A 14,818-nucleotide genomic window follows, 5' to 3' on the forward strand; every position below is an offset into this window, starting at 1 on the left:
TTTAGATTTTTTCGCCCATTTTAAACAGTGCAAACTCACCTGGCTCCATTTTCTGCCAGCGTTCATCATTAGTGAGTGGCCTTGTTGCAATCACAGTAACCACATCGTTCGGTGTGGTTTCTTTTTGAAAATCAACCACCATGTCTGCATCAATTAATGTCGCTTTACCAAACGGCGCACGGCGTGTGATCCAATGTAGATTATTTGTGCAATAAGCTAGAACATAAACACCATCGGTAAGCAGCATATTAAATACGCCTTTTTCACGCAGTGTGTGGGCAAGCTTGGCAGCATAACGAAATACAGAAGCCATATTTGATGGGCGTTTAGGGTATTTTTCGCGAATTTTATCGAGCAGCCAGCAAAACGCCAGTTCACTGTCTGTATTCCCCACAGGTCGATAGTAATCTGGTTTTAAATCATGATAATTCGATAGTTGCCCGTTGTGAGCATACGTAATTTCGCGTCCCCATAACTCGCGAGTAAATGGGTGGGTATTTTCAAGACACACTCGGCCACGATTACCTTGGCGAATATGGCTTATCACCGAAATACTTTTTATTGGATAGGCTTTAACTAGTTTGGCAATTTCTGATTGGCAACTTGGCTCAGGATCTTTAAATGTACGACAGCCTTTGCCTTCGTAAAAAGTGATGCCCCAGCCATCTTTATGCGGGCCAGTATTACCACCGCGTTCTAATAATCCTGAAAAACTGAAACAAATATCCGTTGGTACATTGGCCGACATGCCAAGCAACTCACACATAGAACTCTTAACCTATAAAACTAATCGAAGGAAGGCATGATGGGCTGATCCCTGCCTGCGCTCATTGTTAAACATACCGCTAAGGATGGCAACTGCTATGCTGAGATTTTCAGAACTATCTGAGCAATTCACAACTAATCGTAAGTATAACGGCGCTGATTATAAGTAATTACTCAACAATTCCTCATCTGCTGTAAATGTTTTTGCACTGATAGCCATTTTTAAAATAATAAAACTCACCAAACAAGCCGTTTTAATCCTTGTTCCCCTCTTGATAATTCGCTTTTCTAGCGCTACTCTAAAAGAGGTGGTCTGACCTCTATTAAGGAATAATCAATGACTCTCATATTTTTACTTGGTTTACTCGTACTGCTTAGTATTGCGAGTTACCACAGAGCAAGCTGGAATACCTGCTTAGGTATTGCCGTTGCGACTTTACTTGTTGGCACATTTGCTGGCGCGTTTGGCGCAATTAGTTGGCTACTATTCTTACTTATCGCTGTGCCACTTTCTGTGACTGGCGTTCGTCAACAATACATCATCAAACCTATCTTCGCTGCTTTCAAAAAAGTAACCCCGACGATGTCGGATACTGAAAAATCAGCAATCGATGCCGGTACGACGTGGTGGGAAGCGGATCTTTTTTGTGGTCGTCCTGACTGGAACAAATTGCACCAATACCCAGCACCTAAACTGACTATCGAAGAACAAGCGTTTATTGATGGTCCAGTTGAAGAAGTGTGTAGCATGCTAGATGACTGGCACGCAACTCACGAACTAACTGATTTACCGCAAGATGTTTGGCAATATCTAAAAGATAATAAATTCTTTGCCATGATCATCAAAAAAGAATTTGGCGGTTTAGAGTTTTCTGCTTATGCACAATCATGTGTACTGCAAAAGCTAACCAGTAAATCGACGCTACTTTCTTCTATCGTAGGTGTACCTAACTCATTAGGTCCAGGCGAATTACTTCAGCACTATGGTACTAAAGAGCAAAAAGAATCATTACTTACCACGCTTAGCAAGTGGTCAAGAGATCCCATGTTTTGCTTTAACATCACCAGAAGCCGGTTCTGACGCAAGTGCAATTCCAGATTACGGTGTTGTTTGTAAAGGTCAATGGAACGGCGAAGAAGTTGTTGGTATTAGCCTAACGTGGAACAAGCGTTACATTACTCTTGCTCCTGTTGCGACTGTACTTGGTCTTGCATTTAAACTACAAGATCCAGACGGTTTACTAGGTGATGATAAAGAGCCAGGTATTACCTGTGCGCTGATCCCTACAGATACTCCAGGGGTCGAAATTGGTCGTCGTCACTTCCCGCTAAACGTACCATTCCAAAATGGTCCTACTCGCGGTAAAGACATCTTCGTACCACTTGATTACATCATTGGTGGCCCGAAAATGGCTGGTCAAGGCTGGCGTATGCTTGTTGAATGTTTATCTGTTGGTCGTGCAATTACATTGCCGTCTAACTCAACAGGTGGCATTAAAACAATTGCGCTTGCAACAGGCTCTTACAGCCGTATTCGCCGTCAATTCCGTTTACCAATTGGTCAAATGGAAGGTGTTGAAGAATCAATGGCAAAACTTGCAGGTTACGCATATAGCTCTGATGCTGCAGTGAGCATGTCTACAGGGGCTGTTGACCTTGGTGAAAAACCATCGGTTGTATCTGCGATTATCAAATACCACTTAACTGAGCAAATGCGTGAAGCAACGATTCACGGCATGGATGTTCATGGTGGTAAAGGCATCATGCTTGGTCCAAACAACTACTTAGGTCGCGGTTACCAAGGTGCGCCAATTGCAATTACCGTTGAAGGTGCAAATATCTTAACGCGTAACATGATCATTTATGGTCAAGGTGCAATTCGTTGTCATCCATTTGTGTTAACTGAGCTAGGTGCTTGTGCAATTGAAGACCGCGAAGAAGCGCTTGCAGTATTCGATAAAGCGTTAATGGGTCACGTTGGCTTTACTATTTCGAACCTTGTTCGTACTAAGTGGTTAGCATTAACAAATGCTCGCTTCACAAGTACACCATACAAAGACGAAACAGCTGAGTTTTATCGTGTTGCGTCACGTTTCAGTGCATCATTAGCATTAATGTCAGATATCAGCATGGCAGTATTTGGTGGTTCATTAAAACGTAAAGAGCGTATCTCTGCACGTTTAGGTGACTTACTAAGCTACTTATACCTTGTATCTGCAACACTTAAACGTTACAACGACGAAGGCCGTAAAAAAGAAGATTTTGCGCTTGTTCAATGGAGCTGCCAAGATCACCTTTACCACTGCCAACGTGCACTCGCTGACTTAATCAATAACATGCCATCTGCACCACTACGTGCGATGCTAAAAATCATGTTATTCCCATTCGGTCGTCCAGTACGTAAGCCTACTGATAAGCTTGAGCACAAACTTGCTCACTTATTACAAGTACCAAGCGAAACTCGTAACCGTTTAGCTAACTACATTTATCTTAAAAACGAGCCACTTAACCTTGTTGGTCGTCAAGAGCAAACGCTTAAAGACATCCTTGAAGTTGAGCCTCTGTTTGACAAGGTATGCCGTGAAAAAGGCGTAAAACTGCCTTTCTTCCAGCTTGATAAAGTAGCGCAAATGGGCCTAGAAGCAGGCATTTTAAGCCAAGCTGAAGCCGACAAACTAGCTGCTGTTGAAAAAGCCCGTCTTGACGTTATTAACGTTGACGACTTTGACCCTGCAGACTTAGTTGCAGGTAATGTTGCCCGCGGCGAGAGCGATAAAAAAGCAGACGCCGCTTAAGCTAGCAAAACAATTCCAATTGTTATGAAAAACCAAACCAGCGCAAATTGCGCTGGTTTTTTTTGCGCTAAATATTGCTGCAATACACACCACACTGCCCCAATAGGGATGTAAATCAAGTTAGTGCCAAGCATGCTTATAACGACAATGAAAGCCACAGAAAAAAATATAAAGCTCGGTAAAAACTGGCTTATATAAAACGGCTTATCTTGGTTATTGCTTTGAAAGAACAGCCGATATTTTTTAAAAACAGCCAAGCAATCGAACTGCAGCGAGCTCGTTAGCAACACGCATACTGAAAAAGCCAAAGCCAGTACCAAGTCGCTAAAGTCATTACGCACTGCAATTAGCTGTAATAACGCGAGCAAGCATGCTAGCAAGAGTGAACCACGCCATATTAAGCTCCAGCTATGCTGTATAAAGTAACTAAGCCAAAACAACGCAAGCGAGTGTACTTTTAACTTATGACTTATTCTTACAGGTGGGAGTAAAATCGAACAGCCGAAAATTGCAATAAAACTTAGATAGTATTGCAGTGAAGTTAAACTAGCAGGCAGTAATATCAAGATAGAACTGAGTAATAAACTATAAAAAAGTGCACGTGGCCTATAAAGAACAAATACTCCACATAGCCACTGCAACAGCATAAACAGTATAAAATGAGGCACTTGTAGCCATTGCTTTAACGATAGGTCGACTGCTATTAGTAAACTGGCAATAAGCCAAGCATTACTTAAAAGTAGTAGCTTGCAGTCAACACATACTCGCCAAGAGGATTTATATAGACTTCGCTGAAATGCCCTATTTTGCTCATTTTTAATGGCTGGTGCCATGACCCATAACATTACTGATTCAAGTAAAAGATAAATTACTGCTAATTTTGCACCGTAACCAGGTGCTGCATGGCTATCGACTATTTTACCAAGTCCTAGAAACAACAATAAAACCATACCAAGAAAAGCTGGGCCCAGTACCAGTGCAAACAACAAGCTAAAACTCTTTAATTGAGACAGCATGCTCTTGAGGGTGGTCGTATATGCTAAGTATCGAAAAGAAAGGAATGAGAAGTAACTTGCAAAGGAATTTATCATAGTGATGTGCACTCAAAACCGTGCTGTATAAACACTTCTGGTTCGTGGCTTGTAATGATAATTTGCCCATTAGGTTTATCATCAAGGTAGTCATCAAGTAAGGTCAGCAAAAATTTTATACTTGTTTGATCAAGTGCAGCACTCGGTTCATCTAATAGCAAAAATGGAGCTTGCTTTAAAAAAGCAGTGATAAGCTGACACTTCTTTTGGTTTCCACTCGACAAAGCACTAAAACGAGTTTTAAGGTGCTCTGTAAAGTTAAATCCAGTAATGAGTTGTTCTGGCAAGTCTTTCTTTAACGCCTTGCAACTAAGTTCAATAACTTGTCGCGCGGTTAAAAAATCCGGCAGAGCAATACGGTCGCTAGCAATTGAAACAATGTTTTGCGGCGATTTTAATGCTTCATTATTATATAAAACCTGCCCTGATTGTGGCTTTTCAAGGCCAGCTAGCATCATCAGTAATGTTGTTTTTCCTCTGCCATTGGCTGCCTGTAAACAAACTCGTTTACCTTGAAATTGCTTATTATAGTTTTCAAAAACGTGGGCTGAAGCAAAGCGCTTATTGAGGTTGTTAATTTCAATCATGTTTATTCCTTTAATAATGAAAAAATAGTAGCACACTCATGTCCCTATTTATTTACATGATTTGTAACAAATATCGAACGGGTAAAACTTGCGTTTAGATTATGAACAGGCAACACTTGATAACGAAAAATTAACAAGGAATAATTACAATGAAACCGAGTTTTCAACTAGCAGCTGTTGCATGCGCACTTAGCCTGGCGCTTGCAGGATGTTCACAATCAACCCCATCAACTAGCAGCACCGAAAGCGTGCAACAAAGCCAAACTGTTAAACAGTATGACGCTGAAACCTTTTTTGATACAACCTCAATCATGGGCAGCAGCTTTTCACCAAAAGGCGACAAAAATACTCGTTAGCAGTGACGAAAGCGGTATTTATAGCCTATACGAAGTAGATATAAAAACCGCCAAAAAAACTCGCTTAACAGACTTTGAAGACAGTACGTATGCTGTGGCTTATTTCCCTAAAGATGAGCGCGTACTATTTACTAAAGACTCTGGCGGTAACGAGCGTTATCACATCTATGTTCGCGAAACAGACGGCACAGTTAAAGATCTTACGCCAGGTGAAGAAACCCGTGCAGGATTTGCAGGCTTCACAGAAGACGGTAAACACTTTTTTATAACCAGCAATCAGCGTGATGCTAAGTTTATGGACCTATATCGTGTTGATGCTAATAGCTATGAAGTAACGCCTGTTTATCAAAATACCATGGGGCTAGATGTCGGTGCGATCAGCCCTGACGGCCGCTTTATTGCTTTATCGAAAAACAATTCGAACAAAGACAGCGATGTATTTATTCTCGATACGCGTAAAAAAACACTGAAACCAGAGCTCATTACCCGTCATGACGACGACGCTAAATATGGCCCAGAAACCTTCTCCAGAGACAGTAAATCATTATATTACTCAACCGACGCCAAAGGTGAGTTTGCAGAGGTGTGGCGCTATGACTTAACGACCGGCGAGCACAGCCCTGCCCTCAAAGATGAGTGGGATGTGAGTTTTATCTACTTCTCTAAATCTGGTCGTTATCAAGTAAGCGGTGTTAATGCTGACGCAAGCACTAAAGTGTCGATAATTGATACCACCACAGGTAAAGGTATTGCCATGCCATCGCTGCCAGCTGGTAACTTACGTGGTGTGAACTTTTCAGCTGATGAAAAGACCATGGCGTTTTATTTAAATTCAGATACCTCACCAAGTAACCTATTTGTTTGGCAACTCGGAGAATCAAAAGCTAAACAGTTAACCAACACATTAAGTGATGCAATTAATCAAAATGACTTGGTTGAAAGCACAATTGTGCGCTTTAAAAGCTTTGATGGTTTAGAAATCCCCGGGGTTTTATATAAGCCTAAGCAAGCTAACAGCAACAACAAAGTACCAGCTTTAGTTTGGGTGCACGGCGGTCCTGGCGACCAAAGTCGTACAGGCTATAGTGCAATGCAGCAGCATTTAGTCAATCATGGTTATGCCATTTTTGCAGTTAATAACCGTGGCAGCTCAGGCTATGGTAAAACCTTCTTCCATTTAGATGATAAAAAGCATGGCACTGACGATTTACAAGATATTGTTTACGGTAAAAAACACCTGCAAAGCCTAGATTGGGTTGATGCTGATAAAATTGGCATCATGGGGGGCAGCTATGGTGGCTTTATGACCGCCGCCGCACTTGCCTTTGAACCTGAAGAGTTCAAAGTAGGCATTAATATATTTGGTGTAACAAACTGGGTTAGAACCTTAAACTCGATTCCACCATGGTGGGAAAGCTTTAAAAAGGCACTGTATGATGAAATGGGCGACCCCGCGACAGACGGTGAACGTCACCGTGCCATTTCGCCACTATTTCATGCTAAAAACATCACCAAGCCATTAATGGTGATCCAAGGTGCTAACGACCCACGCGTTTTACAAGTTGAAAGCGATGAACTTGTTGCCGCTGTAAAGGCAAATGGTGTGCCTGTCGAATATGTATTATTTGATGATGAAGGCCATGGTTTTACTAAAAAAGAAAACCGCATAAAAGCCTCAAATGCATACCTTGAGTTTTTAAATACCTACTTAGATAAATAGCAAAATTGCAAAGCTAAAGAGCCGGTATTATGCCGGCTTTTTTATGCAAAACACCTGTATAGAATCAAAATTTAGCAGTTTACACAGTACTGTATAAAATACTGTATATCTTTAATGATAAATTTTTCACCTTTTTCCACCTTCAAACCAAAACTATAAACCATTGTTAAATAACAATTAAATTGTTTTTATTAAAATAAAACTGAATCATTGGTTAAAAAATAGCAAAAAAGTACTTGCGCAAAAACACTGTATAAACTACTGTATACACATACTGTATAAACAACCAGTGAGTGAAAGTTATGTTACAGCCAATTACCTTAAGAACAGTTAAAAGCTATCAACAAGATAACGACAAAGCGTCTGTTAATTTAATTCAAATTGAAGACGAAATTTCAGCAACCTTTGAGCTATTAAAAGTATTGCATCATTACAATAGCCAAAATGCATGGACACTGCTAATTGCTCCTGATCATGTTCCTAGTAAAGCCTTACTAGATTCGTGTTCGATTGATACCAGCAAACTTCTTGTGATCAGACAAAAACATTTAGTTAATCTTGAGTATGTTCTTAGTTCAGCATTACATAACGGTAATTTTGCTGCTGTGATCACATGGACAGATATTGTAAACAATCATCAACTTGATTCGATGAACTTAAACCTTGAGCAGGCATCTGCTAAATTTTATTGTTTTACAAAAAGCGCTCAATTAAACAATTTAGTACCGCAGCCACAATAGGCTTGTTAAAATAACAATTTATAGTTTTAGGTAAGTTGTTATGACATCACTCACACACTCCCTTTGTCCTTGTGGCAGCGAATCGACTTACGAGCTTTGCTGCCAGCCTTTTCATACAGGTGCAAGCCAAGCTGATACGCCAGAGCAACTTATGCGTTCTCGTTTTAGTGCTTACGCACTAAAAGATGCAAAATATGTATTTAGTACCTATGCACAAAGCCAGCAAGCCGCTAACCCTGTTCGCGAAATTAAAGATTTTGCTAATAGCTGCCGTTTTACCAAGCTAAGTGTTTTAGATACTGAACATAACGAGCAAGAAGGTTTTGTAGAATTTAAAGCTAATTACTTTTATCAAAACTTGTATTGTGAGTTACACGAGAAGTCGCGTTTTATTAAAGAAGATGGCCTATGGCGTTACCTAGACGGTGATATAACGCCAGTTGCAGATATTAAAATAGGCCGTAACGACGAGTGCCCTTGTGGTAGCGGCAAAAAATATAAAAAGTGTCACGCTCTTTAGTTACCATTAACCTGGTAAATCCAGTCTAAGGCTTGGGTAATCGTTGTTGGGAATGCGGTTGCATGGCGTGCCTGAGGAATAACAAATAAATTTGTTATAACCAGCGCGCCGCTTTGTTTATTAATTTTAGCTGCTAATTGCCTTGCGCCCGACACCATTTTTTCACCTTCGCTTTCTTCAAGTTCACCCACTGCGATGTAAACTTTTGTTGTGTTGGCAGCTGGTTTTACAGCCATAGCTAATATTGAGTTTTCTTTAAACCACACTGAAGGACTGCCGATAATATAATTTGAAAAAAGCGAAGGCTCAGTGAATAAGGTATAAGCCGCAAATAAACCGCCAAGTGAGTTACCGACTAACGTACTTTTTTGGGTTGTTCTGTAGTGAGCCTCAATATGAGGCAATACAGTATGTTTTAGGTAATTTAGATACTGACTTGCTCCGCCTGTTTTACGCTGCCAATTTTTATCTTCAAATGGCGTATAGTCATAAATACGGCTATTGAGCCCAGATACACCTTTTTGATACCCAACTGCAACGATAATTACCTCCTCTATAGCCCCCGAATTCATCATAAAGCGACTAGCACCAGAGGCAATTGGCAAACTGTAGTTTGCATCTAATAGGTAAACAACTGGGTAGCGCTTCTGGTTCTGCTTTTGGTAGCTGCGTGGCAATTTAATCGTAATCGGGTATTCGTTTTTGGTATGTTTATCTTTAAGTAACACAGTATTAGTACGTGGCAAAGTAAACGGCTCAGCATTGCTTACAGAGCTCACACTCAAAACACTGATCACAATAACTAACAGTAAATAAGGCATAGTTAATCCTTTAGCCACTTCTTAATTGGTAACAGCCACTCATCTTTTGGTTTATAAAATGCGCCATGGGAGAGCCCTGTATTAATGCTTATTTCTTCGAACTTGGTTACGTCACTTCTATCAATTAAAAATTGGCAAGAGCCAACCTGATCTGAGCGCTCAAAGATAGAATACACCTTGCCATAAGCCTTAACTGATGTGTGATTTTTTATAAACGCTGCACAACCTGCCAATATAATTAAGTTGATATGTGTACGTTTAAGTTCATTGACTGCGAGTATCGATAATGCCCCGCCACGTGAAAAACCAACCAAACTAATGTTCGACTCAGCAACACCGGCACTGATCAATGCTTCAACATCTGCAGCGAGTTTTTTCGCAAACGTAAATGGCTCAGTACCTTTTGGCCTGTGATAGGCAATTAAATGATAGCTCTCATCTGTCAGTGCTTCTTTTACTGCAATAAAGTCATAAACACCAAAGGTTTTGTGAACAGGCTTAGGGTTTGTCCCTTCGACGATAAAACCATGTGAATAAAAAACATAGTGACCATGCGGGTCAATCTCTGTTGGAAACTGGCTGTAAATAGTGCCAGCGCAAACAGGCAAAACCCAGCATGCACAGAGTAAAAGTACGGTACGTATCACAAGCATTCCTTTAAAAATCACGTTACACCTAATAGAAGATAATAACACCTTAAAAAATAACATCTTAACAAACAACTAAACCCTACTCTCAGTAATTTTAATTAAATATCAAATTACTAATCGCAAGCTGTATCACGATTTAAACGGCTAGTTTCAACTTGAGGTAAATTCATGGAATTTCATAGTTAAACTACAAAAAACAACATGACAACGCTGTCAATAATTTATCGAAAGGCGTATTGTAAAAAAGCAGTTAAAATAACCACATATTTTAGACGTCTAGACGTTGAAAAAACAAATTCTAAGGCGTAGTATGTTCGTAATCTGAGTTAGACTCACATTTTCCATGAGATTTTTTAAAGATGATTGATATAAAGCACCTAAAAACCATAGCGACCCTTAAAGAAACAGGCTCTTTGGTCAATACCGCCCGTGAGTTGTTTTTAACTCAATCGGCTTTATCGCATCAAATTAAAGATCTCGAGAATAAGTTAGATTGCCAGCTGTTCGAACGTAAAACACAGCCTGTGCGTTTTACTCCGCAAGGTATGCTACTTCTGGAGCTTGCTAATGAAGTATTACCTCGTGTTGAGGCAACAAAATGTCGGTTAAAAGAAAGCCTTAACCAGCCAATCTCAAATTTACGTTTAAGCGTTGAGTGTCATGCCTGCTTTCATTGGTTGCTCCCAACCATCAAAGAATTTAATAATTTTTGGCCTGATATTAAAATTGATTACGAGCGCGGCTTTAGTTACGACGCCATTCCAGATTTAATTAATGATGAATTAGATCTAGTGCTGACTTCTGATATTCGTGAACCCGATCAACTTGAGTATGCTCACCTGTTTGATTTTAAATTAAAACTAATCGTTGCACCGGATCATGAGCTAGCAAAAAAAGCCTATGTCACCGCCCTTGATTTAAAAAACGAAACAATTATTTCGTACCCTATTCCCCGTGAGCGCCAAGACATCTTTAAACATTTTATTCAAAATGCACGCTTTGATGGCACGCTTAAAACGGTTGACCAAGGCTTATTGATATTTCAATTAGTGAGTGCAGGTATGGGGGTTGCAGCATTACCAGACTGGCTAGTCACTCCTTATGAAAGCCAGGGACTCATTAAGTCTATTCCGTTAGGAGCACTAAACTTACTCGCCCTATGTATTTAGCGATGAAAAAGAATATGAAAGATAACCCAGTTTATCGCCACTTTTTAAATACGTGTAAGCAAAATAACGGTCGCTAAAACAAGGCAAAATAACTAACATAGCAGCATCTATTACTAATAATAATGTTAATACCCAAACCACCTCAAGGTGCGAGTTTCAGTTGGAATTAAAAGCGATTTAGGCAAGGCATTGATTGCAAACAATAGTGGTTCTATGGTTAAAATCAATAACGCAGTATAATTCGCTTTTAAACCAACCCTTTGGGCGCTTCACAGGTGCTTACTCTCATCGTTGTTACTTCTTAAAAGGGGCTGCCATTTTTGCAAAGTAACGCCTTGATATTAAGGCACCTGTGAAACGCTGAATTCTGTACCTTGAGGAGGCTTGGGTATACATGTTTGAAATTAAAAAGAATCATTGGCTCATTATTAATGCCCCTGCCGTTGCTTGGGCTGCTTACTTTAGTGATGGTATTTTTAGCCGTTACACACAAACGCAAAGCACTCTATTTTGGCTTTGCTAGCATTTTAACTTTAATGCTGATAAGCACGCCATTTATTGGTCAGTCACTGATAGCTGCAAGCAATAACCCTGCATGGCAATTTAACCAAGCAAAACACCCTAAACTCGATAATATTGTGGTACTTGGTTGCTCAATAATGCCCAACTCGCGTCTTCAAGCAAACCACCAGCTAGGCGATTGTGCGCTTGCTCGATTACTTGAAGGTGTTAAGCTTGCCCATCACTACCCAAATGCCACCCTCTATGTATCAGGAGGCGGTTTTGCTAATACCACCAATAGTCAGCTCATGTTTGAAACAGCAAAAGCGTTGGGTATTTCTGTAACGAGAATTAAACAAAACCCTCTCGCTATGGATACCGCAGAAGAAGCGAAACGACTTGCCATTTATTTAGTCGATAAAGAGACAGCTCTTGTCACCTCAGCGAGCCACATGCCACGTGCGAAAGACTTATTTAATGCACAAGGCATTGATGTGATACCAGCGGCAACCGACTTTCAAGATTTTAGTCAGTATCCAACGTATAAGCAGTTTATACCTAACATTGCAGTACTTGTTGCAGTGACCAGAGTCGCGCATGAGAAAATTGGCAGTGCTTGGGTGAGTGTGCGCCGCTGGATTGATCCAGAGGCGCTGTAGAACAATCAGACTGGATTGTCGATATCGATAAACGTCACATCAAAACCATGCTGCTCAGCTAAAAGCTCGCCTAAGGCTTTAATGCCATAACGCTCAGTAGCATGGTGACCTGCTGCAAAAAAGTCGATACCTTGCTCGCGTGAACTATGAATCGTTTGCTCAGAGGCTTCACCTGTAAGATAAGCATCAATCCCTTGAGTAGCTGCTAAATCAATATACCCTTGTCCGCCACCGGTGCACCAAGCGATGGTTTCGATTTTCTCTTTTCTTACCAAACTAGCTAATGGTGCACGGTTAAGTACTTGGGTTATTTTGGCGGTAAACTCTTCACCACTTAAAGGGGTTTTTAAACGCCCTTTTACCGGCACACTATTTGGACCAGATTCAAGCCCACCTGTGAACTCAATATCGAGTAACTTAGCCAGTTGCGCGTTATTACCAATTTCAGGGTGTATATCTAGCGGTAAATGATAGCCATATAAGTTAATATCATTATTTAAAAGCGCTGCAATACGGCGCTTTTTCATGCCCGTGATTGGCTGCGATTCCCCTTTCCAGAAATAGCCGTGATGTACCAAAATAGTATCTGCATTTTCTGCAATAGCGGCATCAATCAATGCTTGGCTAGCTGTGACACCCGTCACTATCTTTTTTACGTCGCTCGCACCTTCAACTTGTAAGCCATTTGGGCAAAAGTCAGCGATAGAATCAGGTTTAAGAATGTCGTTTAATAATTGAGTAAATTGTTTGCGTTGCATATAAAAATCGTCCTTCAACCCTCTATTTTGTGCAAATTTTGGCGTTTATGAGTGAAAAATGGAAGGAAAATCGCAAAAAATTGAAAAGTAAGCTGAAAATAGGTATAAATATATATTCTTAATCTGTGTTTACAACGTATAGGGTCTCTGATGAGCAAACTAGACAAAACAGAAGTGTTAAATGCCTTCGAAGCAGCATACGAAGCAGCGAATGGTAAGAAACCTGAAATCACAACAAAACCTGGTTGGTATAGCATCGACGGTGGCAAAAATATGCGCCTTGCTGATGTTGCAGCACTGACTGAAGAGCTCACTTCTGGTAAAACAGCTGAGCCTAAAGCAGAAGAAGCACCTAAAGCACCAGCGAAAAAAACCAAAACTAAAACCGCTGCACCGGCTAAAACAGCTAAGAAAGCATCGTTCACTGTTGTTACAGCAAACGATGACGGTTACAAAGCTGAAGAGCTTTGGATTGTTAACCTAGCTGAAAAAGACCACGACTGTCGTTTACCGCGTGGTGTTGTGTAATCAAATTACACTTAGCAATTTTAAAAACCGCTACTCGTTAGCGGTTTTTTTATGGCTGTTCATTTGGCTAGTTATAACCCATTGGCTACTATGGCCAAACAACACAATAAATACGGTGCCAATCAATACAGGCATCACTAAAAAGTCCCAGCTTTGCATAGATTGCATTATCAAAATTGGGTTTGCGCCTGCAGCAGGATGTACTGTGTCCGTCAACATCATTAGGCTAATTGCCAACCCTGTGGCTATAGCAATTTCAACAGGCCCTACTCCGACATAATTTACAAATACGACACCGATTAGTGCAGTTAAAAAGTGCCCACCGATAACATTCTTCGCTTTCGCAAGCGGACTATGTGGCACACCAAATACCAACACCGCAGTTGCTCCAAATGGGGCCATCAACCACACACCAAAACTTCCTAATTGCTGTAAATAGGCCAACACAAAAATTGCCATACAAGCAAATATACCCGCAATGGCCGCCTTGCTTACTTTATTCTCCATAAAACCTCCAATAGGTAGACCGACTTGTCTACCTGGCAAATAGTAGACAAGTCGGTCTACTTCTGTCAAGCTGTCATTAGTCACCCAATGAGGCCATGTTATGGATAAACGAACACATATTATTTTGACCACCCTGTCACTTTTTTATCAAAAAGGCATTCATAGTGTGGGGATAAACGAAATTATTAGTGCGGCGGGTGTCGCCAAAAAAACCATGTACCACCATTTCACAAGTAAAGATGAATTGTTACTCGCGTGCCTTAGTGAGCGCCATACCCGATTTTTAAATTGGTTAACGCAAGCCACCAGCAAGCTAACCACTGTTGAAGAGTTTAAAGTCGCTTTGATCAGCTGCCATGAAGCTTGGTTTAACTCTGAAGTGACTGAGTTAGGTGATTTTAATGGCTGTTTATTTATTAACACTGCCGCTGAGTTTGCTGATCCTGCAAGCCCGATAAATCAAGCCTGCAAAGAGCATAAAATGGCAGTACAGCAGTTAATTAAACAGCGTCTATCAGCGTGTGAAAACATGGAAAGCTCGCAGCTCGACTCACACAGCCACTATTTAATGACGCTGGTAGAGGGCATGATCTGCCAAGCAAAACTAGTAGGAATTAAACAGTTTCCTTATTTAAAGCAATAAAAAAGCGG

12 protein-coding genes and 3 pseudogenes are annotated in these 14,818 nt (G+C 40.6%); 8 read left to right on the top strand and 7 right to left on the bottom strand.

Going from position 1 to position 14,818, the window contains the following annotated elements:
- Position 1 precedes the first annotated feature (1 nt).
- On the bottom strand, positions 2-766 hold the full coding sequence (locus tag ACRWSG_RS02250) for a class II glutamine amidotransferase (protein WP_138599717.1): 765 nt from the start codon (positions 764-766) through the stop codon (positions 2-4).
- 336 nt (positions 767-1,102) lie between these two features.
- On the opposite strand from ACRWSG_RS02250, the pseudogene fadE reads away from it, so the two are divergent.
- A pseudogene (fadE, locus tag ACRWSG_RS02255) lies at positions 1,103-3,560 on the top strand (acyl-CoA dehydrogenase FadE).
- On the opposite strand, the gene ACRWSG_RS02260 reads toward fadE, so the two are convergent.
- Positions 3,557-4,651 carry a DUF6136 family protein gene (locus tag ACRWSG_RS02260; RefSeq protein ID WP_462165504.1) on the bottom strand — a complete coding sequence of 365 codons (1,095 nt, stop codon included), beginning with the start codon at positions 4,649-4,651 and terminating at the stop codon, positions 3,557-3,559. The pseudogene fadE and the gene ACRWSG_RS02260 overlap by 4 nt on opposite strands.
- Positions 4,648-5,238 (bottom strand): ATP-binding cassette domain-containing protein, encoded by a 591-nt coding sequence (locus ACRWSG_RS02265; protein ID WP_462165505.1) that lies wholly within the window; start codon positions 5,236-5,238, stop codon positions 4,648-4,650. Before ACRWSG_RS02265 ends, ACRWSG_RS02260 begins: the two co-directional genes overlap by 4 nt.
- A gap of 149 nt (positions 5,239-5,387) precedes the next feature.
- On the opposite strand from ACRWSG_RS02265, the pseudogene ACRWSG_RS02270 reads away from it, so the two are divergent.
- The 3 genes and pseudogenes from ACRWSG_RS02270 to ACRWSG_RS02280 all read left to right on the top strand — a co-directional run bounded on the left by ACRWSG_RS02270 (position 5,388) and on the right by ACRWSG_RS02280 (position 8,574).
- Positions 5,388-7,314: pseudogene (locus ACRWSG_RS02270) on the top strand (S9 family peptidase).
- 302 nt (positions 7,315-7,616) lie between these two features.
- Entirely contained in the window at positions 7,617-8,054 is a 438-nt protein-coding gene (locus ACRWSG_RS02275; protein ID WP_054551944.1) for a SulA-like leucine-rich domain-containing protein, read from the top strand.
- A gap of 40 nt (positions 8,055-8,094) precedes the next feature.
- Positions 8,095-8,574 (top strand): YchJ family protein, encoded by a 480-nt coding sequence (locus ACRWSG_RS02280; RefSeq protein WP_054551601.1) that lies wholly within the window; start codon positions 8,095-8,097, stop codon positions 8,572-8,574.
- Here ACRWSG_RS02280 and ACRWSG_RS02285 read toward each other — a convergent pair.
- Together ACRWSG_RS02285 and ACRWSG_RS02290 are read right to left on the bottom strand one after the other, a co-directional pair.
- Positions 8,571-9,395: an alpha/beta hydrolase gene (locus ACRWSG_RS02285; protein WP_462165506.1), complete on the bottom strand. Its 825-nt coding sequence runs from the start codon at positions 9,393-9,395 to the stop codon at positions 8,571-8,573. The two genes, ACRWSG_RS02280 and ACRWSG_RS02285, sit on opposite strands and share 4 nt — an antisense overlap.
- A 2-nt stretch (positions 9,396-9,397) precedes the next feature.
- Entirely contained in the window at positions 9,398-10,042 is a 645-nt protein-coding gene (locus tag ACRWSG_RS02290) for an alpha/beta fold hydrolase (RefSeq protein ID WP_462165507.1), read from the bottom strand.
- A gap of 362 nt (positions 10,043-10,404) precedes the next feature.
- Here ACRWSG_RS02290 and ACRWSG_RS02295 point away from each other — a divergent pair.
- Positions 10,405-11,291 (top strand): annotated as a pseudogene (locus tag ACRWSG_RS02295) (LysR substrate-binding domain-containing protein).
- A 354-nt stretch (positions 11,292-11,645) separates the two neighbouring features.
- Complete coding sequence (locus ACRWSG_RS02300; protein WP_462166880.1) at positions 11,646-12,374, top strand: YdcF family protein; 729 nt, start codon at positions 11,646-11,648, stop codon at positions 12,372-12,374.
- A 5-nt stretch (positions 12,375-12,379) separates the two neighbouring features.
- Here the strand turns inward: ACRWSG_RS02300 and ACRWSG_RS02305 are convergent, their stop codons facing one another.
- On the bottom strand, positions 12,380-13,132 hold the full coding sequence (locus ACRWSG_RS02305; protein ID WP_462165508.1) for a Nif3-like dinuclear metal center hexameric protein: 753 nt from the start codon (positions 13,130-13,132) through the stop codon (positions 12,380-12,382).
- Positions 13,133-13,282: 150 nt separating this feature from the next.
- Between ACRWSG_RS02305 and ACRWSG_RS02310 the strand changes: the two genes are divergently transcribed.
- Complete coding sequence (locus ACRWSG_RS02310) at positions 13,283-13,660, top strand: hypothetical protein (protein WP_054561783.1); 378 nt, start codon at positions 13,283-13,285, stop codon at positions 13,658-13,660.
- Positions 13,661-13,690: 30 nt separating this feature from the next.
- Here the strand turns inward: ACRWSG_RS02310 and ACRWSG_RS02315 are convergent, their stop codons facing one another.
- Complete coding sequence (locus tag ACRWSG_RS02315; protein ID WP_462165509.1) at positions 13,691-14,167, bottom strand: HPP family protein; 477 nt, start codon at positions 14,165-14,167, stop codon at positions 13,691-13,693.
- A 100-nt stretch (positions 14,168-14,267) separates the two neighbouring features.
- Between ACRWSG_RS02315 and ACRWSG_RS02320 the strand changes: the two genes are divergently transcribed.
- Positions 14,268-14,810 (top strand): TetR/AcrR family transcriptional regulator, encoded by a 543-nt coding sequence (locus ACRWSG_RS02320; protein ID WP_462165510.1) that lies wholly within the window; start codon positions 14,268-14,270, stop codon positions 14,808-14,810.
- The last annotated feature ends 8 nt before the right edge of the window (positions 14,811-14,818 follow it).

This window comes from Pseudoalteromonas sp. GB43, assembly GCF_054923805.1.

Coding starts and splice junctions, on each gene's coding strand:
- ACRWSG_RS02250 (WP_138599717.1), bottom strand. CDS start 766: ATGTGTGAGTTGCTTGGCATGTCGGCCAATGTACCAACGGATATTTGT.
- ACRWSG_RS02260 (WP_462165504.1), bottom strand. CDS start 4,651: ATGATAAATTCCTTTGCAAGTTACTTCTCATTCCTTTCTTTTCGATAC.
- ACRWSG_RS02265 (WP_462165505.1), bottom strand. CDS start 5,238: ATGATTGAAATTAACAACCTCAATAAGCGCTTTGCTTCAGCCCACGTT.
- ACRWSG_RS02275 (WP_054551944.1), top strand. CDS start 7,617: ATGTTACAGCCAATTACCTTAAGAACAGTTAAAAGCTATCAACAAGAT.
- ACRWSG_RS02280 (WP_054551601.1), top strand. CDS start 8,095: ATGACATCACTCACACACTCCCTTTGTCCTTGTGGCAGCGAATCGACT.
- ACRWSG_RS02285 (WP_462165506.1), bottom strand. CDS start 9,395: ATGCCTTATTTACTGTTAGTTATTGTGATCAGTGTTTTGAGTGTGAGC.
- ACRWSG_RS02300 (WP_462166880.1), top strand. CDS start 11,646: ATGCCCCTGCCGTTGCTTGGGCTGCTTACTTTAGTGATGGTATTTTTA.
- ACRWSG_RS02305 (WP_462165508.1), bottom strand. CDS start 13,132: ATGCAACGCAAACAATTTACTCAATTATTAAACGACATTCTTAAACCT.
- ACRWSG_RS02310 (WP_054561783.1), top strand. CDS start 13,283: ATGAGCAAACTAGACAAAACAGAAGTGTTAAATGCCTTCGAAGCAGCA.
- ACRWSG_RS02315 (WP_462165509.1), bottom strand. CDS start 14,167: ATGGAGAATAAAGTAAGCAAGGCGGCCATTGCGGGTATATTTGCTTGT.
- ACRWSG_RS02320 (WP_462165510.1), top strand. CDS start 14,268: ATGGATAAACGAACACATATTATTTTGACCACCCTGTCACTTTTTTAT.